The organism is Streptococcus bovismuti (genome assembly GCF_042436615.2).
Classification (GTDB): domain Bacteria; phylum Bacillota; class Bacilli; order Lactobacillales; family Streptococcaceae; genus Streptococcus.
Genome location: NZ_JBHMFR020000003.1, coordinates 118,797 through 144,630, shown reverse-complemented (window position 1 = coordinate 144,630; position 25,834 = coordinate 118,797). Strand labels below are relative to the sequence as shown.

General features: G+C 41.0%; 28 protein-coding genes and 1 riboswitch. Of the genes, 6 read left to right on the top strand and 22 right to left on the bottom strand.

Annotation, left to right across the window (positions count from 1 at the left end; genetic code table 11):
* Positions 1-408: 408 nt before the first annotated feature.
* The 10 genes from ACERDH_RS05160 to ACERDH_RS05115 form a co-directional block, all read right to left on the bottom strand.
* A complete protein-coding gene (locus tag ACERDH_RS05160; protein WP_000062219.1) occupies positions 409-1,119 on the bottom strand; it encodes an ABC transporter ATP-binding protein in 711 nt (236 codons plus the stop codon).
* On the bottom strand, positions 1,119-1,883 hold the full coding sequence (locus tag ACERDH_RS05155) for an ABC transporter ATP-binding protein (RefSeq protein ID WP_386684001.1): 765 nt from the start codon (positions 1,881-1,883) through the stop codon (positions 1,119-1,121). The genes ACERDH_RS05160 and ACERDH_RS05155 overlap by 1 nt, the downstream gene beginning before the upstream one ends.
* Positions 1,883-2,839 carry a branched-chain amino acid ABC transporter permease gene (locus ACERDH_RS05150; protein WP_004256818.1) on the bottom strand — a complete coding sequence of 319 codons (957 nt, stop codon included), beginning with the start codon at positions 2,837-2,839 and terminating at the stop codon, positions 1,883-1,885. The genes ACERDH_RS05155 and ACERDH_RS05150 overlap by 1 nt, the downstream gene beginning before the upstream one ends.
* Before the next feature lie 3 nt (positions 2,840-2,842).
* Positions 2,843-3,712, bottom strand: a complete 870-nt coding sequence (locus ACERDH_RS05145) for a branched-chain amino acid ABC transporter permease (RefSeq protein ID WP_000941421.1) — start codon at positions 3,710-3,712, stop codon at positions 2,843-2,845.
* Positions 3,713-3,828: 116 nt separating this feature from the next.
* Complete coding sequence (locus ACERDH_RS05140) at positions 3,829-4,989, bottom strand: ABC transporter substrate-binding protein (protein ID WP_386683974.1); 1,161 nt, start codon at positions 4,987-4,989, stop codon at positions 3,829-3,831.
* Between the two features lie 67 nt (positions 4,990-5,056).
* A complete protein-coding gene (locus tag ACERDH_RS05135) occupies positions 5,057-5,344 on the bottom strand; it encodes a YlbG family protein (protein WP_000462118.1) in 288 nt (95 codons plus the stop codon).
* A gap of 78 nt (positions 5,345-5,422) precedes the next feature.
* Positions 5,423-6,013 (bottom strand): ATP-dependent Clp protease proteolytic subunit ClpP, encoded by a 591-nt coding sequence (clpP, locus tag ACERDH_RS05130; protein ID WP_000613475.1) that lies wholly within the window; start codon positions 6,011-6,013, stop codon positions 5,423-5,425.
* A gap of 173 nt (positions 6,014-6,186) precedes the next feature.
* Positions 6,187-6,816 carry a uracil phosphoribosyltransferase gene (upp, locus tag ACERDH_RS05125; protein ID WP_000515974.1) on the bottom strand — a complete coding sequence of 210 codons (630 nt, stop codon included), beginning with the start codon at positions 6,814-6,816 and terminating at the stop codon, positions 6,187-6,189.
* Positions 6,817-6,905: 89 nt separating this feature from the next.
* Positions 6,906-7,373: a deoxycytidylate deaminase gene (locus ACERDH_RS05120; RefSeq protein ID WP_023947240.1), complete on the bottom strand. Its 468-nt coding sequence runs from the start codon at positions 7,371-7,373 to the stop codon at positions 6,906-6,908.
* A gap of 18 nt (positions 7,374-7,391) precedes the next feature.
* Entirely contained in the window at positions 7,392-7,949 is a 558-nt protein-coding gene (locus ACERDH_RS05115) for a TetR/AcrR family transcriptional regulator (protein WP_000004136.1), read from the bottom strand.
* Positions 7,950-8,073: 124 nt separating this feature from the next.
* Between ACERDH_RS05115 and ACERDH_RS05110 the strand changes: the two genes are divergently transcribed.
* Genes ACERDH_RS05110 through ACERDH_RS05100 form a run of 3 tightly spaced genes read left to right on the top strand, consistent with a single transcriptional unit; the run spans position 8,074 to position 10,714 of the window.
* Complete coding sequence (locus tag ACERDH_RS05110) at positions 8,074-8,919, top strand: DegV family protein (protein ID WP_024057020.1); 846 nt, start codon at positions 8,074-8,076, stop codon at positions 8,917-8,919.
* A 57-nt stretch (positions 8,920-8,976) separates the two neighbouring features.
* Positions 8,977-10,155: an aminoacetone oxidase gene (aao, locus tag ACERDH_RS05105; protein WP_064276978.1), complete on the top strand. Its 1,179-nt coding sequence runs from the start codon at positions 8,977-8,979 to the stop codon at positions 10,153-10,155.
* Positions 10,156-10,192: 37 nt separating this feature from the next.
* Entirely contained in the window at positions 10,193-10,714 is a 522-nt protein-coding gene (locus tag ACERDH_RS05100) for a DUF1697 domain-containing protein (protein ID WP_000400044.1), read from the top strand.
* Between the two features lie 41 nt (positions 10,715-10,755).
* On the opposite strand, the gene ACERDH_RS05095 is transcribed toward ACERDH_RS05100, so the two are convergent.
* Complete coding sequence (locus ACERDH_RS05095) at positions 10,756-11,496, bottom strand: MerR family transcriptional regulator (protein ID WP_386683916.1); 741 nt, start codon at positions 11,494-11,496, stop codon at positions 10,756-10,758.
* Between the two features lie 341 nt (positions 11,497-11,837).
* On the opposite strand from ACERDH_RS05095, the gene ACERDH_RS05090 reads away from it, so the two are divergent.
* Complete coding sequence (locus tag ACERDH_RS05090) at positions 11,838-13,178, top strand: sodium-dependent transporter (RefSeq protein ID WP_120718877.1); 1,341 nt, start codon at positions 11,838-11,840, stop codon at positions 13,176-13,178.
* Positions 13,179-13,218: 40 nt separating this feature from the next.
* Here ACERDH_RS05090 and manA read toward each other — a convergent pair whose 3' ends face one another.
* The 3 genes from manA to ACERDH_RS05075 all read right to left on the bottom strand — a co-directional run bounded on the left by manA (position 13,219) and on the right by ACERDH_RS05075 (position 16,192).
* The gene (gene manA, locus ACERDH_RS05085) at positions 13,219-14,163 is read right to left on the bottom strand and encodes a mannose-6-phosphate isomerase, class I (protein ID WP_386683913.1); all 945 of its coding nucleotides are present in this window, start codon (positions 14,161-14,163) and stop codon (positions 13,219-13,221) included.
* Between the two features lie 120 nt (positions 14,164-14,283).
* Positions 14,284-15,723 (bottom strand): 6-phospho-beta-glucosidase, encoded by a 1,440-nt coding sequence (locus ACERDH_RS05080; RefSeq protein ID WP_000136868.1) that lies wholly within the window; start codon positions 15,721-15,723, stop codon positions 14,284-14,286.
* A gap of 208 nt (positions 15,724-15,931) precedes the next feature.
* Positions 15,932-16,192, bottom strand: coding sequence for a SemiSWEET family transporter (locus ACERDH_RS05075; protein ID WP_001291472.1), 261 nt, complete (start codon positions 16,190-16,192; stop codon positions 15,932-15,934).
* Between the two features lie 326 nt (positions 16,193-16,518).
* Here ACERDH_RS05075 and ACERDH_RS05070 point away from each other — a divergent pair, with 326 nt between their 5' ends.
* Positions 16,519-16,863, top strand: coding sequence for a lipopolysaccharide assembly protein LapA domain-containing protein (locus tag ACERDH_RS05070; protein ID WP_000913393.1), 345 nt, complete (start codon positions 16,519-16,521; stop codon positions 16,861-16,863).
* A gap of 165 nt (positions 16,864-17,028) precedes the next feature.
* On the opposite strand, the gene ACERDH_RS05065 is transcribed toward ACERDH_RS05070, so the two are convergent.
* From ACERDH_RS05065 to ACERDH_RS05045, 5 genes are all read right to left on the bottom strand, one after another.
* Positions 17,029-17,376 carry a VOC family protein gene (locus ACERDH_RS05065; protein ID WP_001052638.1) on the bottom strand — a complete coding sequence of 116 codons (348 nt, stop codon included), beginning with the start codon at positions 17,374-17,376 and terminating at the stop codon, positions 17,029-17,031.
* Positions 17,377-17,434: 58 nt separating this feature from the next.
* Positions 17,435-19,210 carry a pyruvate oxidase gene (gene spxB, locus ACERDH_RS05060; RefSeq protein ID WP_000191819.1) on the bottom strand — a complete coding sequence of 592 codons (1,776 nt, stop codon included), beginning with the start codon at positions 19,208-19,210 and terminating at the stop codon, positions 17,435-17,437.
* A 322-nt stretch (positions 19,211-19,532) separates the two neighbouring features.
* Entirely contained in the window at positions 19,533-21,776 is a 2,244-nt protein-coding gene (locus ACERDH_RS05055; protein ID WP_386683906.1) for a heavy metal translocating P-type ATPase, read from the bottom strand.
* 9 nt (positions 21,777-21,785) lie between these two features.
* Entirely contained in the window at positions 21,786-22,157 is a 372-nt protein-coding gene (locus ACERDH_RS05050) for a cupredoxin domain-containing protein (protein ID WP_000935061.1), read from the bottom strand.
* A gap of 10 nt (positions 22,158-22,167) precedes the next feature.
* Positions 22,168-22,563, bottom strand: coding sequence for a CopY/TcrY family copper transport repressor (locus ACERDH_RS05045; protein WP_020903487.1), 396 nt, complete (start codon positions 22,561-22,563; stop codon positions 22,168-22,170).
* 183 nt (positions 22,564-22,746) lie between these two features.
* Positions 22,747-22,844: riboswitch (TPP riboswitch) on the top strand.
* Between the two features lie 83 nt (positions 22,845-22,927).
* Here ACERDH_RS05045 and thiD point away from each other — a divergent pair.
* Positions 22,928-23,719, top strand: coding sequence for a bifunctional hydroxymethylpyrimidine kinase/phosphomethylpyrimidine kinase (thiD, locus tag ACERDH_RS05040; RefSeq protein WP_386683901.1), 792 nt, complete (start codon positions 22,928-22,930; stop codon positions 23,717-23,719).
* A gap of 159 nt (positions 23,720-23,878) precedes the next feature.
* Here thiD and thiE read toward each other — a convergent pair whose 3' ends face one another.
* Genes thiE through thiW form a run of 3 tightly spaced genes read right to left on the bottom strand, consistent with a single transcriptional unit; the run spans position 23,879 to position 25,831 of the window.
* Positions 23,879-24,511 carry a thiamine phosphate synthase gene (gene thiE, locus ACERDH_RS05035; RefSeq protein ID WP_386683898.1) on the bottom strand — a complete coding sequence of 211 codons (633 nt, stop codon included), beginning with the start codon at positions 24,509-24,511 and terminating at the stop codon, positions 23,879-23,881.
* Positions 24,504-25,307 carry a hydroxyethylthiazole kinase gene (gene thiM / locus ACERDH_RS05030; RefSeq protein WP_265472994.1) on the bottom strand — a complete coding sequence of 268 codons (804 nt, stop codon included), beginning with the start codon at positions 25,305-25,307 and terminating at the stop codon, positions 24,504-24,506. The genes thiE and thiM overlap by 8 nt, the downstream gene beginning before the upstream one ends.
* On the bottom strand, positions 25,307-25,831 hold the full coding sequence (gene thiW, locus ACERDH_RS05025; protein ID WP_386683894.1) for an energy coupling factor transporter S component ThiW: 525 nt from the start codon (positions 25,829-25,831) through the stop codon (positions 25,307-25,309). The genes thiM and thiW overlap by 1 nt, the downstream gene beginning before the upstream one ends.
* Positions 25,832-25,834: the final 3 nt, after the last annotated feature.

Sequence of the window (25,834 nt, the reverse complement as noted above, 5' to 3'; positions counted from 1 at the left end):
TCAAACGCTTACATTTCTTTTTCAAAATTCAGAAAAGTATGAATAAGCTAGCAAAAAGAGCTCTGAAATCGAGCTCTATGAATGAAGGTAAGATACCTTTCATTCGATTTTTCAATTATTAGAAATTAACCTTTCAATGTAGGTACAGATTTGTTTGCAATCTCAATCTACCGACTAAAAAGGTCCCCCGGACTATATTGATGATTACTTCGTAATCCTCATCCATCGACTAAAACAATCCACTGGATTTGATGATTGCTTCGCGATCTTTATCCGCCGACTAAAAAGGTCCCCCGGACTATATTGATGATTACTTCGTAATCCTCATCCACCGACTAAAACAATCCACTGGATTTGATGATTGCTTCGCAATCTTTATCCGCCGACTAAAAAGGTCCCCCGGACCTTTTAGCCACCTAGATATGCTTTTCGGACTTCTTCTGATGATGCGAGTTCTTTTCCTGTTCCGGATAGGACGATTTTTCCTGTTTCCAGTACATAGCCTCGGTCAGAGATTGCGAGTGCCTTATTGGCATTTTGTTCAATCAAGAGGACGGTTGTACCTTGTTTCTGGATATCTTGAATGATATCAAAAATTTCTTGGATAAATATTGGAGCAAGTCCCATTGATGGTTCATCTAAAAGAAGAAGTTTTGGTGTTGACATAAGAGCGCGTCCCATGGCAAGCATTTGTTGTTCCCCTCCTGAAAGAGTGGCTGCATCTTGGTTCTTTCGTTCTTCAAGACGTGGGAAGCGTGAGAAAACTTTCTTCAAGTTAGCTTGATTTTCTTCACGATTTTTCTTTAAGAAAGCCCCCATTTCAAGATTTTCCATCACAGTCAAGCCAGGGAAGACATGGCGTCCTTCTGGAACTTGTGAAAGTCCACCAGCTACGATTTTCTGAGCTGGCATTTTTTGGATTTCTTGACCTAAAAATTCAATTTTTCCTGAACTTGGTCTAACCAAACCAGACAAGGTACGGAGAATAGTTGTCTTACCTGCACCATTGGCACCGATAAGGGAAACAACTTCTCCTTCATTAACTTCAAAGCTTACATCACGGACTGCTTGGATCATACCGTAATGCACAGAAAGATTTTCAACTTTTAACATAGACATTAGGCTTCACCTCCTAGATAAGCTTCGATAACGCGTTTATTGGTCTTAATTTCGTCTGGAGTTCCTTGAGCGATTAAACGACCGTATTCAAGTACATAGATGCGTTCTGTTACTTCCATGACCAGATTCATATCGTGTTCAATCAGCATGATCGTAATCTTAAATTCATCTTTGATACGACGAATTAACTCAGTCAATTCCGCTGTTTCCTGTGGGTTCATACCTGCTGCTGGTTCATCTAAAAAGAGAATTTTAGGTTCCGTAGCAAGGGCACGAACAATTTCCAAACGACGTTGTTGTCCGTAGGCGAGGTTTTTAGCAAGAGTCTCTGCATCACCATCTAAATCAAAGATTCTCAATAATTCCAAAGCTTTAGCTTTTAATTCTTTTTCACTCTTGTAAAAAGTTGGTAAGCGTAAGAAACTAGCAAAAACATGTTGTTTGTGATGGTTGCCAAAAGCAATCAAAACATTGTCCAAAACTGTTAAATCTTTAAAGAGACGGATATTTTGGAAAGTACGTCCAAGTCCCAAAGAGGCAATCTTATAAGGTGACTTCCCATTCAAAAGGTGACCATCTAAGGTAACTGTTCCCTCACTTGGTTCATAAACACCGGTCAAAAGGTTGAAAAGGGTTGTTTTACCAGCTCCGTTTGGACCGATTAGTCCAACCAGTTCCCCTTCGTTCAATTCAAGAGTCACATCTCCAACAGCTGTTAGACCGCCAAAATGTTTGGTTAACTGTTTTACTTCAAGTAATGCCATTAGTTTTGTTCCTCCTTCTTAGATTTTTTAAAGAAACGTGATAGGCTCAATTCCCATGTTCCAAGGAGTCCACCTGGTCTGAAAATCATTACCAATACCAAGGCCAAAGCGTAGATAATCATACGAACGCTAGCAACATCTTGGAGAAGCATATTCAAAATTCCAAGAACAATAGCTGAAACAATCGCACCTGTAATGGAACCAAGTCCACCAAATACAACAATAATCAATACGTTGATTGAGTTGATGAAGGTGTAATCTTTCGGTACAACAGATCCAATAAATCCTGCCTGAAGTGACCCTGCAATACTTGCAGTAATAGCACCAAAGACGAAGGCGATAATTTTAATTTTAGTCGTATTAACCCCAACTGACTCAGCAGCAATCTCGTCCTCACGAACAGAGAGGGTTGAACGACCAATTGGGCTACGCAAGAAGTTCAAGGTTGCAATGGTTGTAATCACGACAAAGAAGTAAACCATTTGCCAGGTTGTAAAGTTAGGAATTCCCAAGATACCTGCTGCACCATTTGTAAGGCTTCCACCATTGATGATAAAGATACGGATAATTTCAGAAACACCGAGAGTTGCTACCGCAAGGTAATCCCCCTTCAAGCGTAAGGTTGGAATTCCGACAAGCAAGGCAACTGCTCCTGAAAGCAAAGCACCTAACAGCATGGCTCCAAAGAAGGCACCGTAGGTTGGTGATTTAGAACCAATAATAGCTGCTGCATAGGCACCAATCGCCATGAAACCAGCATGACCAAGTGAAAATTGGCCTGAAAAACCAACGATTAAGTTGAGACCAACAGCCAGAATAATATTAATTCCAATTTGTTGTAAAATCTGTACATAGAATAGGTTTAGTACTCCAACTGAAACCAATACACTAATCAAGCCATAGCCAGCTAACAAAAGGAGTAACCATAGAATATTAACTTTTAAATTTTCTTTCATCGTTTACACCTTCTCTTTCACATTTTTACCAAGAATACCTGCTGGGCGGACAATCAAGATCAACAACAGGATTCCATAAACAATGGCATCACGGAAGTCTGACATTCCAAAGGCTGTCGCAAAGGTTTCCAATAGACCAATCACAAAGCCACCAAGAGCCGCACCAGGAATAATTCCGATACCACCAAGTACTGCGGCAACGAAAGACTTAAGACCTGGAGTAACCCCCATCAAAGGCTCAAGAGAGTTATAATAAAGGGCAATCAGAACACCAGCTGCACCCGCAAGAGCTGAACCCAAAGCGAAGGTAAAGCTGATAGTTCGATTCACATTGATCCCCATCAATTGTGCTGCATCGCTATCTACGGATACCGCACGCATGGCTTTCCCCATCTTAGTTTTTTGGACAATGACTTGTAATAAAATCATTAAAATCAAGGAGATTGCCAAAATCATTAACTGCACGTTTGTTAGGCTAATTGGTCCCAAATCATAGCGAACTGTTTGAATCGCTTGAGGGAAGGCACGGGTATTAGCACCAACCAGATAGACCATCCCATATTCCAATAGGAAAGAAACCCCAATAGCTGTAATCAAAACAGCAATACGAGTAGAGTGACGCAAAGGTCGGTAAGCAAGGAACTCAATCACGACACCAAGAATGGCTGTCGCTAACATAGCTACAATAAGAGCTACAAAGAAATTCATTTGGAAAGAATTAATCAAGAAATAACCGATAAAGGCTCCCATCATATAAATATCACCGTGGGCGAAGTTGATGAGCTTGATAATTCCGTAAACCATGGTATATCCTAGGGCTAACAGCGCATAAACACTACCTAGAATCAAACCATTTACTAGTTGTTGGAGCATAAGATTCACTCTTTCTATTTATAATTTTGAGGGTTTCCCCTCACTTTTTGATAGGTTCTTAAACACCGAAACAGGGAGTGAGTCAGAGGCTCATTCCCTATTTCAACATTTTTCTATTATGGTTTTACAACTTCTGCTGCTTCAACCTTACCATTGTTCATGGTCATCATGTAAGCAGTTTTGACTGTGTTGTGGTCTGCATCGAAGCTTGTTTGACCAGTTACACCTTCAAAATCTTTTGTTTTAGCAAGGTTATCCTTGATTTCACCTGAGTTTTTAGCACCTTTTGCTGCGTTTGCTACAAGGTGAACTGAGTCATAAGCCAAGGCTGCAAATGTTGAAGGCTCTTCGTTGTACTTAGCACGGTAAGCATCAAGGAAAGCTTTTGCTTTAGCTGAAACTTCTACAGTAGTTGAGAAGCCTGAGATAAAGTAGATGTTTGATGCTTTTTCAGCAGTTGCTTGTTGTACAAACTCTTCACCGTTGAATCCATCACCACCAACGATTGGTTTATCAATTCCCATACCACGCGCTTGGTTTACAATTTTACCAGCTTCAGTGTAGTAACCAGGGATGATGATAGCATCAAAGTCTTTCCCTTTCATTTTTGTAAGGGCTGCTTGAAAGTCTGTGTCACCTGCTACGAAAGTTTCATCTGCAACGATTTCACCTTTGTAAGCTTCACGGAAGGCTTTAGCAATACCTTTAGCATAGTCGCTGGCATTGTCAGTGTAAAGAACAACTTTCTTAGCGTTTAATTTTTCAGTAACATAGTTTGAGATAATTTTTCCTTGGAAGCTATCTTGGAATGTTCCGATAAAGAGGTAATCTTGACCTTTAGTCAATCCATCTTGAGTCGCACTTGGCGAAATCAATGGAACACCTGCTTTTGTAGCGTTAGCTACAGCAGCTGCAGTTGCACCAGATGTCGCAGGTCCTACGATTGCTGATACCTTAGATTGGGTTACTAGGTTAGTTGTTACTGAAGCCGCCTCAGCAGTTTCAGATTTATTATCTTTATCAACTACTTCGATTTGTTTTCCGTCGATACCACCTGCTGCATTGATTTCATCAACGGCAAGTTGGGCACCTTTTTGTTCAGATGTTCCGTAGGCAGCTACGGCACCAGTTTCTTCGAAGTTAAATCCAATTTTGATTGTCTTTTCCTCTACTGAGTTACCAGCAGCGTTTGACGCTCCAGACTTCACTTCTCCACAGGCTGCAAGAAGTGCTACACTTGCAAGCGCCACAAACGATAGGGCAAATTTTTTCTTCATCTTTTTTTGTCTCCTTATTTCTTAAATAAATAGCATGTTAAGAATATACCGAATTATCAGAAAATTGTCAACACTTTTCTTGAACTTTTTCGATGATAACGTTTTCCTCTCGATGAAGATTGCCCACAAAGGGTGTTTCCAGCTCTTGGATATGACAAACCCTGACTTTTTTTATAAACTTTTCCTTGCCCAAGCGCCCGACCAATTGCTCCATTTCTTGAGTTGGAACATAGAGTTGTAAGTAACGATGTTTCTTGGAATGATAGGTAATATCTCCATAATCCTGCAATTTTTTGGCATCACGATTATAGTAAAGATAGATAATCAAGCCAGATCGATTGACTTTTTCAAACATGATAAATCCTCTTTCTAAGAAATCTCTCCCTATTATACCAAAAAAAGCAAACCCAGTCGAGTTTGCCTTCTTTGATCATTAATTCAATGAATTGTTGGCCATGATTTCATCAATAAAGCCATATTCAAGTGTTTCTTGGGCACTCATCCAGTTATCGCGTTCTGCATCTGCATGGACTTTTTCGATTGACTGACCTGAATTTTCAGCCAAGATTTTTTCCAAAGTATTACGAGTTTTAAGCAAGTGTTCTGCAGCGATCGCCATATCGGTTTGCTGAGTACCTCCACCTGTACCACCCATTGGTTGGTGGATCATATACTCTGCATTTGGAAGCATGAAACGTTTGCCTTTTGCTCCACTTGATGCAATGACCGTCCCCATAGATGCTGCCATTCCCATAACAATGGTTTGGACATCTGCCTTGATAAAGTTCATGGTATCAACGATTGCCAAACCAGCTGAAACGGAACCACCAGGTGTATTGACATAAAGGTAAATATCCTTTGTACTATCTTGGGCATCCAAGAAAAGCAACTGGGCAATAACAGAGTTGGCCATATTGTCTTCAACTGGGCCTGTCAGCATAATGATGCGGTCTTTAAGAAGACGTGAGTAAATATCGTAGGAACGTTCTCCACGGCTTGTTTGTTCAATAACTACAGGAATCATTCATTTCTCCTTTTGAGTTTTAATTTTGTTGGTCAAATGACTGAAGATAAGACTATTATAATATCTTGGTCAAAAAAGGTCAAATTTTTGCTCTGTTTTCATCAGACAGAAACAAAAATTCAACCTCCTTTCACGACTGGAAATTCTTTTCCAATTCATTCTTCTTTTCGATTTTATTTTGTACCGAACAAGCGGTCCCCAGCATCTCCAAGACCTGGAACGATATAACCGTGTTCGTTCAAGCGTTCATCCAAGGCTGCTGTAAAGATTTCTACATCTGGATGAGCTTCTTGAAGGGCTTTAACACCTTCTGGAGCAGATACAAGGCAGACAAATTTGATATTTGATGCGCCACGTTTTTTAAGAGAATCAACAGCCAAGATTGCTGAGCCACCTGTTGCCAACATTGGGTCTACCACAAAAATTTGACGTTGGTCAATATCTTCAGGCAATTTCACCAAGTACTCAACTGGTTGAAGCGTTTCTTCATCACGGTACATACCGATGTGGCCAACTTTAGCAGCTGGAACCAAGCTCAAAAGTCCATCAACCATCCCGATACCTGCACGCAAGATTGGAACGATAGCCAATTTCTTACCTGCCAATTGTTTTTGAACTGTTTTTGTGATTGGTGTTTCGATTTCCACATCTTCTAGTGGAAGATCACGAAGTACTTCATATCCCATCAACATTGCAATCTCATCTACTAGCTCACGGAAAGCTTTTGTAGAAGTATCTGTACGACGTAAGATTGACAATTTGTGTTGAATCAGTGGATGATTAATAACTTCAATTTTTCCCATTTTTGGAATTCCTTCTTTCAATTTATTCTTCTTATTATACCAAAAAACGGTTTAAAAATCTTTCTAAACCATTTATTTTTGATAATTTTTCACATTAAATCAGCCTCTTTAAGAGCTGTCTGTACTGTCTCAAGTGGTAAATGAGTCAATTCTGTTCCCTTTTCTTGATAAAGGTATTGGGCGTAGTCGTCCATTCGGTACTGGTTGATATAAACCACACGCTTACAACCGACCTGAAGCAATTGTTTGGTACAATTCAGACAAGGAAAATGGGTTACATAGGCTGTAAAGCCTTTAGGAACACCACGTTCTGCACCTTGAAGGATAGCATTGACCTCAGCGTGAAGGGTGCGAACACAGTGGCCTTCAATGACCAGACATTCGTGGTCAATACAATGCTCGGTTCCTGACACTGAACCATTGTAACCAGTTGAAATAACCTTATTATCCTTTACCAGAATTGCGCCCACTTTGGCACGTTTACAAGTGGAACGATTGGCAATTAGTAGAGCTTGGGCTGCAAAATACTCATCCCATGCTAGTCTTTCTTCAGTCATATCTCTTCTCCTTTTTCTCTATTTTTTAAAAAATGGTAACCGTAAATCTGCAATCTTTTCAGCAGGTACCTTCATGCCATCCTTGATCCATTTTAAAAGGACTGAGACGATGGCTGAACTCCAGAAGGAATGAAGATAAGAGCTGACACCTTTTGATTTTCCATGGTATTTTTCCAGAAACTCCTGCATGGCTTGGACAAAGATTTTTTCCAGATGGTAATCTAAGGCAAGTTGAATCACTCTGGCTTCCTTTCTTGCTTCTCGGAAAAGGTGAACCCAGACCAGATAAAGGTCTGTCTTTAAATCATAATGATGCAACTGTTCCATAATATTGTGGACAGTTCGTTTAAATACGCTTTCTAAAATCTCCTCTTTGGAATCATAATTGCGGTAAAAGGCCGCACGCGAAACGCCTGCACGTTTGACCAATTCAGAAATACTAATCTTGGTCAAATCCTTTTTTTCCAAGAGCTGCAAGAGGGCTGTTTCGATGGCTTCTCTAGTTAATAAATTGGATTCTTGGTTTGATTTTCTGAGATTTTCAAGAGACTTTTCAGAGATTCTACGTTCAGACATAACATTTTCTTTCTACTTGTCACAACAGACGGATGAGGCTTTTGTTTCAAGGGCTTTCATGATATAATTGTAAAAAAAGACAGAACCTTTGTCAATGTATAACTGACAAAGATGGAGAATTTCTATGACTTGGAAGATTATTGCTGACTCTGGTTGTGATTATCGTCAGCTGGCAAGACCAGCTATTGACACGACCTTTGTAAGTGTGCCCTTAACCATTCAAGTAGCTGATCAGGTCTTTGTTGATGATGCCAGTCTTGACATTGACCAAATGATGGAAACCATGTATGCAACTGCAGAAGCTTCAAAATCAGCTTGTCCAAGCCCAGATGATTATTTGCGAGCATTTGAAGGAGCCAAAAACATTTTCCTAGTAACCATCACTGGTACTCTTTCTGGAAGCCACAATAGTGCTCAACTAGCAAAAAATATTTATCTGGAAGAACATCCTGATACTAAAATTCATATAATTGATAGTTTGTCTGCTGGTGGGGAAGTTGACTTGCTCGTAGAAAAAGTGAATGACTTGATCGACCAGGGCTTATCTTTTGAAGAAGTGGTTGAAGCTATCACCGCCTATCAAGAAAAAACCAAGTTACTTTTTGTCCTAGCTAAAGTCGATAACTTGGTGAAGAACGGCCGTTTGAGCAAGCTTATCGGTACGGTCGTTGGCCTTCTCAATATCCGTATGGTCGGAGAAGCTAGTGAAACTGGAACTCTCGAATTGCTACAAAAAGCACGAGGACCAAAGAAATCAGTTCAAGCTGCCTATGATGAAATCATTAAAGCTGGATATGCTGGTGGCCGTATTGTCATGGCCCAACGTAATAACGAGAAATGTTGCCAACAGCTTTCAGACCGAATACGTGAAACCTTCCCACAGGCGGATATTAAAATTCTCCCAACATCTGGTCTCTGCAGTTTTTATGCAGAAGATGGTGGTTTGCTGATGGGGTATGAAATTGATTAATTGCATTCTTGACAAGAGGTGACTTCATCTCTTGTTTTTTTGTGGTACAATAGAGCTATGAAACATTTTGATACTATCGTCATTGGTGGAGGTCCTGCTGGTATGATGGCTACGATTTCCAGTAGCTTTTATGGACAGAAAACCCTCCTCATCGAAAAAAATCGGAAACTTGGAAAAAAATTAGCTGGTACTGGTGGGGGACGTTGCAATGTAACCAACAACGGAACTCTAGATGACCTACTAGCTGGCATCCCTGGAAATGGGCGCTTTCTCTACAGTGTCTTCTCCCAATTTGATAACCATGATATCATTAATTTTTTTACAGAAAATGGTGTTAAACTTAAGGTCGAAGACCACGGACGCGTCTTTCCTGCTAGTGACAAGTCTCGGACCATTATCGAGGCCTTGGAAAAGAAAATCACTGAACTCGGTGGTCGAGTTGCTACTCAAACGGAGATTGTTTCGGTTAAAAAGATAGACGACCAGTTTGTCCTTAAGTCCGCAGACCAAACCTTCACTTGTGAGAAACTCATTGTCACAACAGGTGGTAAATCCTATCCTTCGACTGGTTCAACTGGGTTTGGTCACGAGATCGCCCGTCATTTTAAGCACACCATCACCGAACTTGAGGCCGCTGAGAGTCCTTTGTTGACAGATTTTCCACACAAGGTCTTGCAGGGTATTTCGCTGGACGATGTGACCCTAAGCTATGGTAAGCATGTCATCACTCACGATTTGCTCTTTACCCACTTTGGTTTGTCTGGCCCTGCTGCCCTACGTATGTCTAGTTTTGTCAAGGGTGGTGAAATCCTTTCACTGGATGTCTTGCCTCATCTTTCTGAAAATGACTTGACTACATTTCTAGAAGAAAATCGGGAAAAATCCTTGAAAAATGCCTTAAAAACTTTGCTTCCAGAACGCTTGGCAGATTTTTTTGTGCAAGGCTATCCTGACAAAGTCAAACAGTTGAGTGAAAAGGAACAAGAACAACTTCTCCAGTCTATTAAGACCCTCAAAATCCCTGTGACTGGTAAAATGTCTCTCGCCAAATCCTTTGTTACCAAGGGTGGTGTCAGTCTTAAGGAAATCAACCCTAAAACCCTTGAAAGTAAGCTGGTACCTGGCCTTCACTTTGCTGGCGAAGTCATGGATATCAATGCCCACACGGGTGGCTTTAATATCACTTCAGCCCTCTGTACCGGTTGGGTGGCAGGCTCAAATCAAATATATAAATAATTGAATGACTAAAATACAAAATAAGAAAGGAAGTCCTTTGGAACATATTATTTTACTAAGAGGTGTTACTCCTAATGGAAAAAATGCTATCCCGAAAATGTCTTATTTGGTAGATATTTTAACAGAAGCTGGTTTTCAACACGTTCGAACCTATATTCAAAGTGGGAATATCATTCTTGAAAGTGATTTAGATTTAGAAGAAATACGAGAATGTGTTCATACTCTGATAAAGGAAAAAATTGGGGCCGACTTAAAAATGGTTATCAAGAACAAAAGTGATTTTAAAAAAATTGTCCAAGAAAACCCGTTTGGAGAACACTATCTTTATGACCGTATACATGTGATTTTTTATCAAGAATCTATTCAAAGTCTCCCTTTAGAAAAATTGAAAATTGATTACGGTGAAGAAGAAATTTGTATCGGTAACCATTGTCTTTACCTCTATCTCCCTAGAACTGCTAAACAAAAGAAACTCCATACCAACTATCTTGAAAAGCTTTTTAATGTAGATTTGACCATGCGAAAACTAAATGTGGTAGAAAAATTATTAAGCAAATAGTGCTTGAATTTAGTAAAAATCGGAAGAATGCTCCTCCGATTTTATTTTGTCTGAGTTTGGACATAATAGGCAATGACATCTGATGTGTACTGGGCTGTTCCAGGTCCAAATTTGTCAATGTTTTCCTTAAACTCTGGGTTATAAACGTAGCCTTTACCGATATAACCGAATACTTCAATAGTACAATCAAATCCATAAGTACGGATGGCTTGCAAGAGCTTGGCTGCTTGCTCTTGGTTTTCAGTTGCTGTTGCAGGCAAACCAGCTTGAAGATTTTGTGCCAAGGCTCGAAAGACTTGATTGAAGGCAGCCGTAGCCTCGTCTTCGTGACCTTTTTGGCGCTCGAGCGCTTGGTCCATCACATCTTGTCCATACTTCTCTACCGCCTCTTGGTGGTATTTTTGATGGTCTTGATAGTTAAATCCTGCGAATTTCTCTTGAATGCTCATTTCTCTTTCTCCTTTTTGTTCTTGAATGGTTTTTTGCAAGGTGGAAATCAAGGTATCCAGATGTTGCCTTTCTCGAGTCAAATAGTCCAACTGTCTAGTCAAGTGAGGCAATAAATCTAACTCCTCTTCCTTTAACAGCTCTGCTATTTTTTCTAAAGAAAAACCTAGATATTTGTAGTAAAGAATGACCTGAAGGCGTTCCAAATCCTCCTGACTGTAGGTTCGATAACCGTTTTCTAACTTTAAAGGAACTAAGAGTCCTATCTTGTCGTAGTGATGCAGGGTCTTGACAGAGACACCCGAAAGCTGGGCAGCTTCTTTTATATGGTACATGATTTCCTCCTTATACTCAATGAAAATCAAAGAGCAAACTAGGAAGCTAGCCGCAGGCTGTACTTGAGTACGGTAAGGCGACGCTGACGTGGTTTGAATTTGATTTTCGAAGAGTATTACATTGATAGTATAACCCCTCCCCCTAGGTCAGAGTCAAGCGTTTTTGCGAAATTTTTTTACTTTATCATAACATGAAAATGGTTTTCTTGACAGACCTTAGAAAACATGATAGGATAGTCAAGTCTATCAATCAAAAGAAAGGCTCATTTTGAGTACTGATGAGGCTATTTGCCAAGGGCAGTAGCTTTTTCTTTTGTAATACTAATTTTAGGAGTTTAACTATGTCTGAAAAATCGCAATGGGGTTCTAAACTGGGCTTTATCCTAGCATCTGCTGGTTCAGCCATCGGACTTGGAGCCGTTTGGAAATTTCCTTATATGACTGCTGCTAACGGTGGAGGAGGCTTTTTACTAGTCTTTCTCATCTCCACTATTCTAATCGGTTTTCCCCTTTTGCTAGCTGAGTTTGCCCTCGGCCGAAGTGCTGGTGTCTCAGCTATCAAAACCTTTGGAAAACTAGGAAAGAATAGCAAGTACAACTTTATCGGTTGGATTGGTGCCTTTGCCCTTTTTATCCTTTTATCGTTTTACAGTGTTATTGGTGGCTGGATTTTAGTCTATCTAGGCATTGAGTTTGGAAAATTGTTCCAACTTGGTGGAACGGGTGATTATGCTCAGTTATTTACTTCAATCATTTCAAATCCAGCCATTGCCCTAGGAGCTCAAGCAGCCTTTATCCTATTGAATATCTTCATTGTATCACGTGGGGTTCAAAAAGGGATTGAAAGAGCTTCGAAAGTCATGATGCCCCTGCTCTTTATCATCTTTGTTGTCATCATTGGGCGCTCTCTCAGTTTGCCAAATGCCATGGAAGGGGTTCTTTACTTCCTAAAACCAGACTTCTCTAAGCTGACAAGTGCTGGTCTCCTCTATGCTCTGGGACAATCTTTCTTTGCCCTCTCACTAGGGGTTACAGCCATGCTGACCTATGCTTCTTATTTGGACAAAAAAACCAATCTAGTCCAGTCAGGGATTTCCATCGTAGTCATGAATATTTCAGTATCTATCATGGCGGGTCTAGCCATTTTCCCAGCCATGTCAGCCTTCAATATCCAATCTGAAGGGGGACCGAGCCTGCTCTTTATCGTCTTGCCTCAGCTCTTTGACAAGATGCCTTTTGGAACCATTTTCTACATCCTCTTCCTCATGCTCTTCCTCTTTGCGACGGTCACTTCTTCTGTCGTTATGTTGGAAATCAATGTAGGCAATATCACCAATCAGGACAACAGCAAGCGTGCCAAATGGAGTGTTATTTTAGGAATTTTGACCTTTGTCTTTGGAATCCCTTCAGCCCTATCTTACAGTATTATGGCAGATGTTCATATTTTTGGGAAGACCTTCTTTGATGCTATGGACTTCTTGGTTTCCAATCTCCTTATGCCATTTGGAGCTCTCTGCCTTTCACTTTTTACAGGCTATATCTTTAAAAAGGCTCTTGCAATGGAGGAACTCCATCTTGATGAAACAGCATGGAAACAGGGACTGTTCCAAGTCTGGCTCTTCCTTCTTCGTTTCATCATTCCAATCATCATCATCGTGGTCTTCATCGCCCAATTTATGTAATCAAAAAGGACTTGAGTAGTAAACTCAGGCCCTTTCTTTTTTATGGATGGCTAACAATCAATTCCAGACCTTGCCCTTCCAATGTCCAAGCTTCAACATCACTTGGTAGGATAAAGTGGCTACCTTTTTGGATTGGATAATTTTTCCCGTCAACAGTTAGTTGACCTTGATCAGCCAAGACACTGAATAAGCTGTAGTCAGCTGTCTTTTCGAAGTCAACTTTTCCAGTAATTTCCCACTTGTAAACTGCAAAGAAATCATTGGATACAAGGAGAGTGGAACGTAAATCATCTGCTTTGATAGTTACAGGACGGCTATTGGCAGGCTCGCCAATATTCAAGACATCGATAGATTTTTCAAGGTGAAGTTCACGCAAGTTGCCATTATCATCCTTACGGTCAAAGTCATAGACACGGTAAGTGGTATCGCTAGATTGCTGAGTTTCAAGAATCAAAATTCCTGCTCCGATAGCGTGCATGGTGCCACTTGGTACATAGAAGAAATCTCCAGCCTTTACAGGAACTTTTGTCAACAAGGCATCCCAGTTCTTGTCCTCGATTTGCTGGCGGAGTTCTTCTTTTGACTTGGCATTGTGACCATAGATAATTTCTGAACCTTCATCCGCTGCGATAATGTACCAGCATTCTGTTTTTCCAAGTTCACCTTCATGCTCTAGTCCATAGGCATCGTCTGGGTGAACTTGGACACTGAGCCAGTCGTTGGCATCCAGAATCTTAGTCAAAAGTGGAAATACAGGCTCAGGACGATTGCCAAACAATTCACGATGTTCCGCATACAAAGTAGCGAGGTCTGTTCCCTGGTAGCGTCCATTGGCAACTTTAGAGACTCCATTTGGATGGGCTGAGATGGCCCAATATTCTCCGATTTTTTCACTTGGGATGTCGTAACCAAACTCATCACGTAGCTTGGTTCCACCCCAGATTTTTTCTTGCATAACTGATTGTAAAAATAATGGTTCTGACATGTCGATCTCCTGTCTGATTTTTCTCCCCTCATTATAGCAAAAAGCTCCATCTAATTGAACTCTTTTTCACATATTATAAAGTAGGGAGAAGATTTTATAAAAATAGTGAACAAATGTGCTCTACTCAATGCTTGCACCATTGCTGGCAATGACATCCTTGTACCAGTAGAAGGATTTCTTCTTGCTACGTTTGAGGCTTCCATGACCAGCATTATCTCGATCTACATAGATAAAGCCATAGCGCTTGTTCATTTCGCCTGTTCCAGCTGAAACCAGATCGATACAGCCCCAAGTCGTATAACCAAGCAAGTCAACGCCATCTTGGTAAATGGCATCTCGCATGGCCTTGATATGAGCCTCTAAGTAAGCAATCCGATAGTCATCTGCTACATGACCATTCTCATCCGGTGTATCCATAGCACCTAGACCGTTTTCCACGATGAACATTGGCTTTTGGTAACGATCCCAGATAGCATTGAGGGTGATACGAAGACCAAGTGGGTCAATCTGCCATCCCCATTCTGAGGATTCAAGATAAGGATTTTTGAGAGAGGCAAAGATATTTCCAGCAGTTAATTCTTTAACTTCTGGATCACCTGAGGCTACTAGACTTGCATAGTAAGAGAAGGAAACAAAGTCAACAGTATTGTCCTTCAACAACTCTAAATCTTCTGCAGTCATTTGAATCTCGATTCGCTCACGCTCCCACTGCTTCTTGGCGTAGTTTGGGTATTCCCCACGCGCTTGAACATCAATGAAGAAGTAACTCTTGCGGTCTTCCTCCATGGCTGCCCAGTAGTCTCTTGGATGGGCTGTGTTAGGATAGTATTGCCCTGCAGCCAACATACATCCCACCTTATTTTCTGGGTCAATTTCGTGGGCAATCTTTGTCGCAAGAGCTGAAGCTACCAACTCATAGTGTGCAGCCTGATATTTAACCAGTTCTTGATTTTCTCCTTCTTCAAAACAGAGCCCAGCTCCCATAAAGGGGGCATGGAGAATCATGTTGATTTCGTTGAAGGTAAGCCAATATTTGACCAAACCCTTATAGCGGGTAAAGAGTGTGCGACAAAGTTTTTCATAGAAGTCTAACATCCGACGATTGCGCCAACCACCGTACTCTGTAATCAAGTGCATAGGACAGTCGAAATGAGTGATAGTCACCAGAGGTTGGATACCATACTTGTGGCACTCCTTAAATAAATCCTCATAAAAGGCTAGACCAGCTTCATTTGGCACTGTTTCGTCGCCCTTAGGAAAAATCCGAGTCCAAGCAATGGATAGACGATAAGTCTTAAAGCCCATTTCCGCAAAAAGGGCAATATCTTCCTTGTAATGATGGTACATATCAATAGCTTGCTTGGCTGGGTAAAAATAGCCCTCCTCAAACGAAAACATCTTTTTCTGACCTGTGATAATGGCTTCACGATCTGGACCGATGGGGACGACATCCACATTCGCCAATCCACGACCTTCTAAATTATAAGCACCCTCACACTGGTTGGCAGCTGTCGCTCCGCCCCACAAGAAACCATCCGGAAAAGTCAGTTTTTCGGTCATAACTCTACTCACTTTCTTATTTACTTGTTCATTTACTTATATTATAACTTATTCTGTAAACCTTTTCTTATAAAATACTGTGACATACTGATACTATTCTACTATTTAAGTTTATCAGATTGTTTTTTAAAAAATTATCCTCTAGAAAAAGTAAATAGCCTCCCCTGAAACAAAAAAGAAGACTGAAAACTAGTCTCCTCTGTTCCTTTTAAATCAAAGCTGTAATAACCGTCACTAGGCCAAAAATAATACCTGGTGCATTAGCTGCTGCAAGGGGGATATCTCTTTCTTTTTTGAAAAGACCGTAGTAAACCCAGAGACTACAGTTGATGGCAGCAACCAAGGGCTGGATGAAATTTCCTTTTTGACCAGCCAGATTGTTCATGATTTGTGGGAAGTAAGACACATACATCATAACAGACATAAAGGTCGCTACCCAACCTAAAATTTTCATTTGTTTTTCAGACATTTTCAAAACCTCTTTCATTTTTACTGAATCTTATTTTAAAATATTCTTTCAAAACAATCAAGTCTTTAAAACTTTTGTTATAAAGATATAAACTATCACAATCTTGTTATAAGAAAGAGGGAACAGAAAAAAGACCGAATTGCTCCGTTCTGTTTACTCAATCAAATATTAGAAAATGAATACTCCTTTTCAATGAATCGATTGATTGATGGTAAATAAGCCGTTAGAAATTATTGACAGTATCGAAATTTTCTAGTAAAATGAATTTTGTTAATACCTAAATGGTGTGTAGTTTTCTATCAACATAGTCAGGAGAAAAGGAACTTATGCTAAAAAAATTTAATGAATTGTCACTGAAAGATAAGGCTTATCTAATTGGCGGTTTGAGCTTATTAGTCATTGTGATCTCATTTGGTCTACTCAATCGTCAAACAGTAACTGTCAGTCTTGTCTTTACACAACTATCTGCTCCCTTGATTTTGGTGATTTTTACTTGTCTAGTAATCGGGATCATTGCTGGTAGTGCTATTGGTATTAGCTATCACCATAACAAGACTCAAGATCTGAGAAGCCGCATTGCTGAAGCAGAAGCGACTATCAATATAAAAGACAGGGAGCTTGTCCAGTACGAGGAACAGGTGCAACAATTAAAACAGGAAGCCAAACAATAAGTGTAGAAATCATAACCACCCGTGAAAACGGGTGGTTTTTTGTCTCGCACCTAACGGAGCGAGACGGACTGAAAGTCGCATAAATACAAAAAAGATCGAATTGCTCCGATCTTTTTAAGTTTCACTCCAAGAATGTTTAGATAAAAAATTTGATAATAGAATTACCTACTTCATACGATAAAAATCAATCACTAGACCAGCAGGCCCTTTAACTAATAAGGACTCTGTTCCCCAATCGGTTACAGTTGGTCCGTTTAAAACCTGGATACCAAGTTCTTTCAACCGTTGGTAATTCTGGTCTACATCCTCAACCTCGATATGAAGAATGATTCCTGACTGAAAATCTTCCAAAGGAATCAAATGATTTTGGGACAACATCAGACAGTGACTGCCAATCGTAAACTGAGCAAAACTGTCATCAACATAATCGGGCTTTTTATCCAAAATACGCTCCAAGTCAGCACAGACTTGGGGAACATCTGAAACGATAATATCTAATTGATTTAAATTCATTTACTATCCTCCATAAAAAGACCGGATTGCTCCGATCTTTTTAAGTTCCACGAAGGAATTATTTAATTGCGCGTGATTGCAATCCTTCTTCTTCCAAGAAGAGGCGGAATGGTACGAGTTCTTCTGCTTCGTATTTTTCCTTGAAGTCTTTGATTGCTTCTTCTGAGTGAAGTTTTGGATCCAATTCAAGTACTTCTACTGGAAGTGGACGGTGTGGAGTGATGCGAGCATCGATCACAACAGTTTTACCTTCTTTGTTGAGTTTAACAGCTTCTGCAACAACTGCATCGATGTCTTCGATACGGTCAACTGTAAATCCTACAGCACCTTGAGCTTCAGCGATTTTCGCATAGTCAGCATTAGGGAAGTCACAACCAAACAAGTGTTTGTTTGTGTCTTCGTATTTGTCCTTGATGAAGGCATATTTACCATTTGAGAAGACAACGTTGATAACTGGAAGGTCGTATTGAACGTTTGTGATAACGTCTGGGTAGCACATGTTGAATGCACCGTCACCCATGATGTTCCATACTTGGCGATCTGGATTGTCTTTCTTAGCAGCGATACCACCAGGAAGGGCAATACCCATTGTCGCAAAGAGTGGAGATGTACGCCACATGTTCTTAGGTGTCATGTGAAGGTGACGAGTAGATGTTTGAGTAGTGTCACCTACGTCGATTGAGTAGATAGCGTCTTGATCAGCATGTTTGTTGATTGCATTGTAAACTTGATACAATTGCAATTCACCCTCAGTTTTACCTTCGATTTTGTTCATGTAATCACGCCAGTTTTGGTTGTTCTTAACGTTTGCACGCCACCATGGAGTAGATTCAACTGGGTTCACTTTGTCAAGGATAGCTTTAGCTGCTTGACCTGCATCACCAAGGATTGAAGCGTCTAGGGCATGACGTTTACCAAGTTTGTAAGGGTCGATATCCACTTGGATGAATTTTTCAGTATTCTTGAATGCTTGGTAAACTTCAGCAAATGGGAAGTTTGAACCAAGGAAAAGAACTGTGTCTGCTTCAAAGACCACTTCGTTGGCTGGCTTCCAACCAACACGGTAAGCAGAACCTGTCAAACCTTCATAGTTCCATTCAAAGGCTTCAAAGTTTTTACCAGTTGTGATGATTGGTGCTTTGATTTTACGTGACAATTCAGTAATCACTTCACCAGCTTTAACACCACCGTAACCAGCATAGATAACTGGACGTTCAGCATTGTTCAAGATTTCAACAGCTTTGTCGATTTCAACTTCGTTCAAAGCAGGAGCGATGAATGAACGTTCGTATGAACCTGAACCGTAGTATGAATTTTCGTCGATTTCTTGGAAACCGAAGTTTACTGGGATTTCAACAACAGCTGGACCTTTTTTAGAAACTGCAGCACGGCAAGCTTCGTCGATTACTTTTGGCAATTGCTCAGCGTAAGCTACACGTTTGTTGTATACAGCGATACCGTTGTACATTGGGTTTTGGTTCAATTCTTGGAAAGCATCCATGTTGAGTTCGTTAACTGGACGTGATCCAAGGATTGCTAGGAATGGAGTGTTATCCATAGCTGCATCGTAAACACCGTTAATCAAGTGAGTCGCACCTGGACCACCTGAACCAACTGCAACCCCGATTGAGCCGCCGAATTTAGCTTGCATAACCGCTGCAAGAGCACCTGTTTCTTCGTGACGAACTTGCAAGAAGCGGATATCTTTGTCTTCAGCCAAAGCATCCATCAATGAGCTGAGTGTTCCTGATGGGATACCATAGATTGTGTCTACGCCCCATGTTTTCAATACATTAAGCATTGCTGCAGATGCAGTAATTTTCCCTTGAGTCATAATGATAACTCTCCTTCAAATATTTTTAAATCTACTAAAAAAGGTTTCATATAGTTTTTGAAAACGTTTCAGTAAATTTTTACAATACTAATTTATCACATTTATTTTGACTTTACTAAGAATCTGCTCAGAAGTTTTTATTCTCTATTACAGTACAGTTTGAAAACGTTTTTAGCTTCTGTTTTATAATACTCAATGAAAATCACAGAGCAAACTAGGAAGCTCGCCACAGGTTGCTCAAAGCACAGCTTTGAGGTTGCAGACAAAGCTGACGTGGTTGGAAGAGATTTTTGAAGAGTATAAAAAGCGAGCAAGCCCGCTTTTAGTCTATTTTACTAAAGTTTAGTAAGAGTGAACTAGTCAGAACAGATACAGAACTAAAGGCCATGGCTAGACCAGCTAGTTCTGGATTGAGGGCCAGTCCAACACCAGAAAAGACTCCTGCTGCAATCGGAATTCCGGCGACATTGTAGATAAAGGCCCAGAAAAGATTGAGCAGAATTCGATTAAAGGTTTTCTTACTCATGTCAAAGGCACGAACCACGCCTAGGAGGTTATTGGTTGTCAACACCAAATCTGCTGACTCGATAGCGATATCCGTTCCAGCTCCCATAGCAATCCCCACATCTGCTACACTAAGGGCAGGAGCGTCATTGATACCGTCCCCAACAAAGGCTACTTTGCCAGCCGCTTGTAGTTTATGGATTTCATGAGCTTTTTCTTCTGGCAAGACACCTGCAATGACCTCTTCGATTCCGATTTGATCGGCAATAGCACGCGCCACACCAGCATTGTCTCCTGTCAGCATGACTGTTTTAAGACCTCGTTTTTTCAACTGACTGATGGCAAGCTTAGCATTTTCCTTAGGAATATCTTGCAGAGCAAGCAAGCCTTTGATTTCATTGTCCACAGCCAAGAACACAACTGTCTTAGCTTCTTTTTCTAGTTCTTCTAGTTTTTCTTGATAAGTTCTAGAAATATCCATGCCATCCAGCATTTTAGCATTTCCAAGCAGAACTTGTTTTCCATTGATTTGCCCTGAGACACCTTTTCCGTGCAAGGCTTGGAAATTTTCAACAGTTTGAAACTCAAGTCCAGCTTCACTCGCTCGTTTCACAACGGCTTCAGCCAGTGGGTGTTGAGAAGCTTCTTCCAAGGAAGCTGCCAATCCAAGCACTTCTACTTCGTCGCCGATGATATCTGTGACCACAGGTTTCCCTTCCGTCAAAGTTCCGGTCTTATCAAAGACGATAGTTTGAACTTTCTGGATTTCCTGTAGAACCGTTCCATTTTTGAGGAGAACTCCCATCTTGGCACTGCGACCTGTCCCCACCATAAGGGCTGTCGGTGTTGCAAGTCCCAATGCACAAGGGCAGGCAATAATCAGAACTGCTACTCCATAGAGAAGCGAAGACACAAAGCTCGCTCCAAGCACGACTACACTATCCCTGAGCAAGACGAACCAAACCCAAAAGGTCACAATCCCTAAAATGACAACTGCTGGGACAAAAATCCCTGAAATTTTATCCGTCAAGTCCTGAATCGGCGCACGACTGGTCTGAGCTTTCTTCACAAAATCGACAATCTGAGCCAAAACAGTCTCTGAACCAACTTTTTCTGCTCTAAAAACAAGTGTTCCACTATTATTGATGGTTGAACCAATGACGGTATCTCCAACTGTCTTGTCCACAGGCAGACTCTCACCTGTCACCATAGACTCATCAATACTAGAGATACCTTCTACTACGACACCATCAACAGCAATCTTTTCACCGGGACGCACTCGAATCAGGTCACCTACCTTGACTTGGTCCAAGGGGACTTGAACATAGTTATCCTCACGCAAGACTTCTGCAGTTTTAGCCTGCAAGTCAAGTAATTTCTCCACAGCTTGGGAAGTATTTTTCCGCATTTTCTCCTCAAAAACGGCTCCCATAAGAACGAAGAAGAAGATAAATGCAGCACTTTCAAAGTAAACGGGGAGACCTGCAAAGAGGGCAACTAGGCTATAGCCATAGGCTACTAGGGTTCCCAGAGCAACCAAGGTATCCATGTTGGCATTGTGCTTTTTAAAACTAGCCCAAGCACTTTGGATATAAGGACCACCTGCTACTAGCATAATCGGTGTTGTGGCTAAAAAGGTGCCCCAACGCATGACTTGGTGACTAATTCCTCCTGTCGACATCCCAATCATGAGGATCACAAGAGGCACAGTAAAGATACTAGTAATCCAAAAACGCTGTAAAAGTGATAGAGATTTTCGAGTCTTCTCAACAACTGTATAACTTCCCTTTTGCATCTTCATACCACAAGAAAATTCATGTTGACCTAATTCTTGAGGTGTAAAACGAATGACTTTCTCCTCATCTACGCCGATTGGTTCCAAGATGCCTTCTTCTTCAAACAGAATTTCCTTATAACAGTTTGAAGGTGTCACACGGTGAAAGGTGAACTCAGCAGGAACTCCTTTTTGCAGTTGAATGTGGGCTGGATGGTAGCCTTTGTCTGCCGTGATACGGATTTTTTGAACACCACTTTCAAGACTTGCTTTTACAATTTCAGTCATATCATTCTCCTATTCTACAATCATCTTGCCGTGCATCATATTCATGCCACAAGAGAAACCATACTCTCCAGCCTGCTCAGGCGTGATTTCCACTACATACTCTTCTCCCATAGGCAGGTCCGCATGTACACCAAAGTCTGGAAAAACAATTTGGTCCAAACAGGGTGAAGGGTCCTTACGGTCAAAGACAATGCGGGCTGGCACTGATTTCTTGAGGATAATCAACTCAGGCGTGTAGCCCCCCATGACCTCCACTCGAATCTCTTGGTAGCCGTTTTTTTGCTGGGCCTTTTGTCCAGATTTTTCAGGTTTTTTGAAAAACCAAAACAAGATAAAGGCGATAAGGGCAATACAAATAATGGTTACAATACTATTTAACATGACGTCTCCTTTACATACAATTACATTTTACTTCTGTTACAGCGCTTGACTTCTTCTCAGAAATCACAGCTTCCAAGTCTTCCAAGTCAGCCTGAGTAAAATCACATTCAGCAATCAAATCAGCCAGCAAGTTCTTAATCCTACGGGAACAAACCTTGTCTTTGATATCTTGGACAAGTAAATCCCGACTTTGGTCCAAAGTTAAAAGTGCTGAATAAACAAAAGACTTGCCTTCTTTTTTCCGAGTCAAACACTCTTTCTCAACCAAACGAGCCAAAAGAGTTTGAATGGTTGACTTGGACCAGTCGAACCGCTCCGCCAGAACCCTGATCAAATCCATACTGGTCTGCTCTCCTTGCATCCAAATAATCTTCATGACCTGCCATTCTGCATCTGAAATCTGCATAATCACACCTCCAAAATCTACATTTGTCAATTACAATTATCAGTATACCCTTAAAATCTACATTTGTCAACTATGAAATTAATCTTTTCTGCGAAAAATAGAATCTTAACAATATGATAAAGGATTTGCAGTCAAATTTTACTATATAAACTATAAAAATATGCTATACTAAAGAAAAAAGAAAACAACCACTAGGGGTGCGTAAAGCTGAGATTAACGACTGTTAGACCCTTTGACTCAATCTAGGTAATGCTAGCTGATGGAAGTGGAATTGATAATGGGGACTAGCAGTCTTCTATTACCTTTCTAAAACTGACCAGCTTGTTCTTAAGAATACAAACTTCAGTTGGTTGGGAGGTTTTAGATGACTTATTTACCCGTTGCTTTGACCATTGCAGGGACTGACCCTAGTGGTGGTGCTGGCATTATGGCTGATTTAAAGTCATTCCAAGCTAGAGATGTCTATGGAATGGCCGTTGTAACCAGTCTTGTCGCTCAAAATACCAGAGGCGTTCAATTAATCGAGCACGTTTCTCCTCAAATGTTGAAAGCCCAATTGGAGAGTGTCTTTTCGGATATCAAGCCTCAGGCTGTAAAAACTGGGATGTTGGCAACTACCGAAATCATGGAAATCATCCAGCCCTATCTTAAAAAGCTGGACTGTCCCTACGTCCTTGACCCTGTTATGGTCGCTACGAGCGGAGACACCCTGATTGATACCAGTGCCAGAAGCTACCTAAAAACAAACCTGCTTCCACTTGCTACCATCATCACACCCAATCTTCCTGAGGCAGAAGAGATTGTTGGTTTTTCAATCCATGATCCCGAAGACATGCAACGTGCTGGTCGCCTGATTTTAAAAGAATTTGGTCCTCAGTCTGTGGTCATCAAAGGTGGCCATCTCGAAGGCGGTGCCAAAGACTTCCTCTTTACCAAAGATGAACAATTTGTCTGGGAAAGCCCACGAATTCAAACCTGTCACACCCATGGTACTGGGTGTACCTTTGCTGCAGTGATTACGGCTGAACTATCCAAGGGCAAAAGTCTTTATCAGGCAGTCGATAAGGCCAAGGCCTTTATCACAAAAGCCATCCAAGATGCTCCTCAACTCGGTCATGGTTCTGGCCCAGTCAACCATACAAGCTTTAAAGATTAAAAAAACTCTCTAGTTCCCACTTTAAGGGAATTAGAGAGTTTTTATACTCTTCAAAAATCTCTTCAAACTACTTCAGCTTTATCTGCAACCTCAAAGCTGTGTTTTGAGCAACCTGCGACTAGCTTCCTAGTTTGCTCTTTGATTTTCATTGAGTATTAATTAAAAAATAATGTCATCCAACTTTGTTAAAAAGGCTTGCGTTTTTGCCTCTATATCTTCTGCCTGCATCAAATCACGCACTACAGCTACACCAGCTATACCCGTGCCGATAAGTTGGTCAATATTCTCTGATGTCAAGCCACCAATAGCAACTACTGGAATGGTGACCCTTTGGCAAATTGTCTTCAAGGTTGAAATCAGGGTGATGGGTGCATTTTCTTTAGTCGTAGTTGGGAAAATAGCTCCTGTTCCCAAGTAATCTGCTCCCCCTTCTTCTGCCTCGAGGGCTCTTTTTACGGTTTTAGCTGTAACACCGAGGATTTTGTCAGGGCCTAAGACTTGTCGGGTAACCGAAACTGGTAGTTCATCGTCTCCGATATGCAGACCAGCAGCATCAACCGCAAGACAAACATCCAAACGATCATCGATTATCAAGGGTACCTGATAGGCATCTGTTATTTCCTTGACTTGTTTTGCCAGTTGATAATATTGATTTGTTGTGAGATTTTTTTCTCGTAATTGGACTATGGTAACCCCTGAGCGGCAAGCCGTCTCAATCTTTTCAAGAAAACTTTGCAAGGAATCTTGGTAGCGATTGGTTACCAGATATAGTCTAAGTGCTTCTCTATTCATAAACCTCTCCTTTGATGGCATCAAGCCAATTTTCATCTCTTTTTAGAAGCGAGAGATGATTGAGTACTTGGTAACGAAATTCTTCCAATCCCATTCCTTGAACAACGATTCTCTCAGCAGAGATATTGAGATAAGAGACTGCTAAGCAAGAAGCTTCAAAGGCAGTCTTTCCTTGGCTGAGAAAAACGGCTGTCAAGGCTCCAACCAAATCTCCTGTCCCTGTTATCCAGTCTAATTCTGCACAGCCATTTCCCAGTACAGCGACCTGATTCTTCGAAACGATAAGGTCCTTGGGGCCTGTGACTAAGAATGACATACCTGAATAGGTCTGACACCAGTCTTTCAAGACTTGAAGTAAACCCTCAGTTTCTTGATCTTTAGCACTCGCATCGACCCCAACGCCGTGGTGTTTTAAGCCAACAAGACTTCGGATTTCCGACATATTTCCTTTAAGTACCGTAGGTCTATAGTCTAAAAGGTCTTTAACTAAGCTCTTACGAATGGGTGACGCTGATACACCAACCGCATCTACTACCATTGGGAGAGAAGCTTGGTTTGCATAAGTAGCTGCCATACGGATTGCTTTTTCCTTCTCAGCTGACAAATGCCCCAAATTGATGAAGAGTGCCTGGCTTTGCTTAGTAAAATCAAGAACCTCACGGGAATCATCTGCCATAACTGGTTTACATCCCAAAGCCAAAATCCCATTTGCTAGCATCTCACAAGAAATCTCATTGGTAATACAGTGAATGAGGGAAGTCGTTTCCAAAGGAAAAGGATTTGATAATTCCAGCATCAGTCTATCCTTTCAGCAAAGAAATATCCCTGCACTTTTTTAAAGAATTCCTGCTTGATTAAAAATCGAAAGGCAATAAAGGAAATCGCTGTACCAATCAAGGTTGCTCCGAAAAATCGAGGAGTGTAGATAAACCAGCTAAGCTTAGCGACTGATCCTGTAAAGAGTACCATAACAGGATAGGAAACAATTGAACCAATAATACCTGTTCCCAAAATTTCTCCCAAGGCAGAAAAGTAAAATTTTCGACCATACTTATAAAAGAGACCTGCTAGAAGGGCTCCAAAAGTCGCTCCTGTGAGAGCTAAAGGCGGAATCCCTTGTGTCGTCATACGGATAAAGGCTGTGACTGTAGCCATAGCCAAAGCATAAACAGGTCCCATCATGATTCCTGCTAGAATATTGACTACACTGGACATCGGTGCCATACCTTCGATTCGGAAGATAGGTGTCAAGACCACATCAAGGGCAATCATCATGGATAAAATGGTTAATTTGTGAACTTGTAATTGGTGGTTTCTCATGTT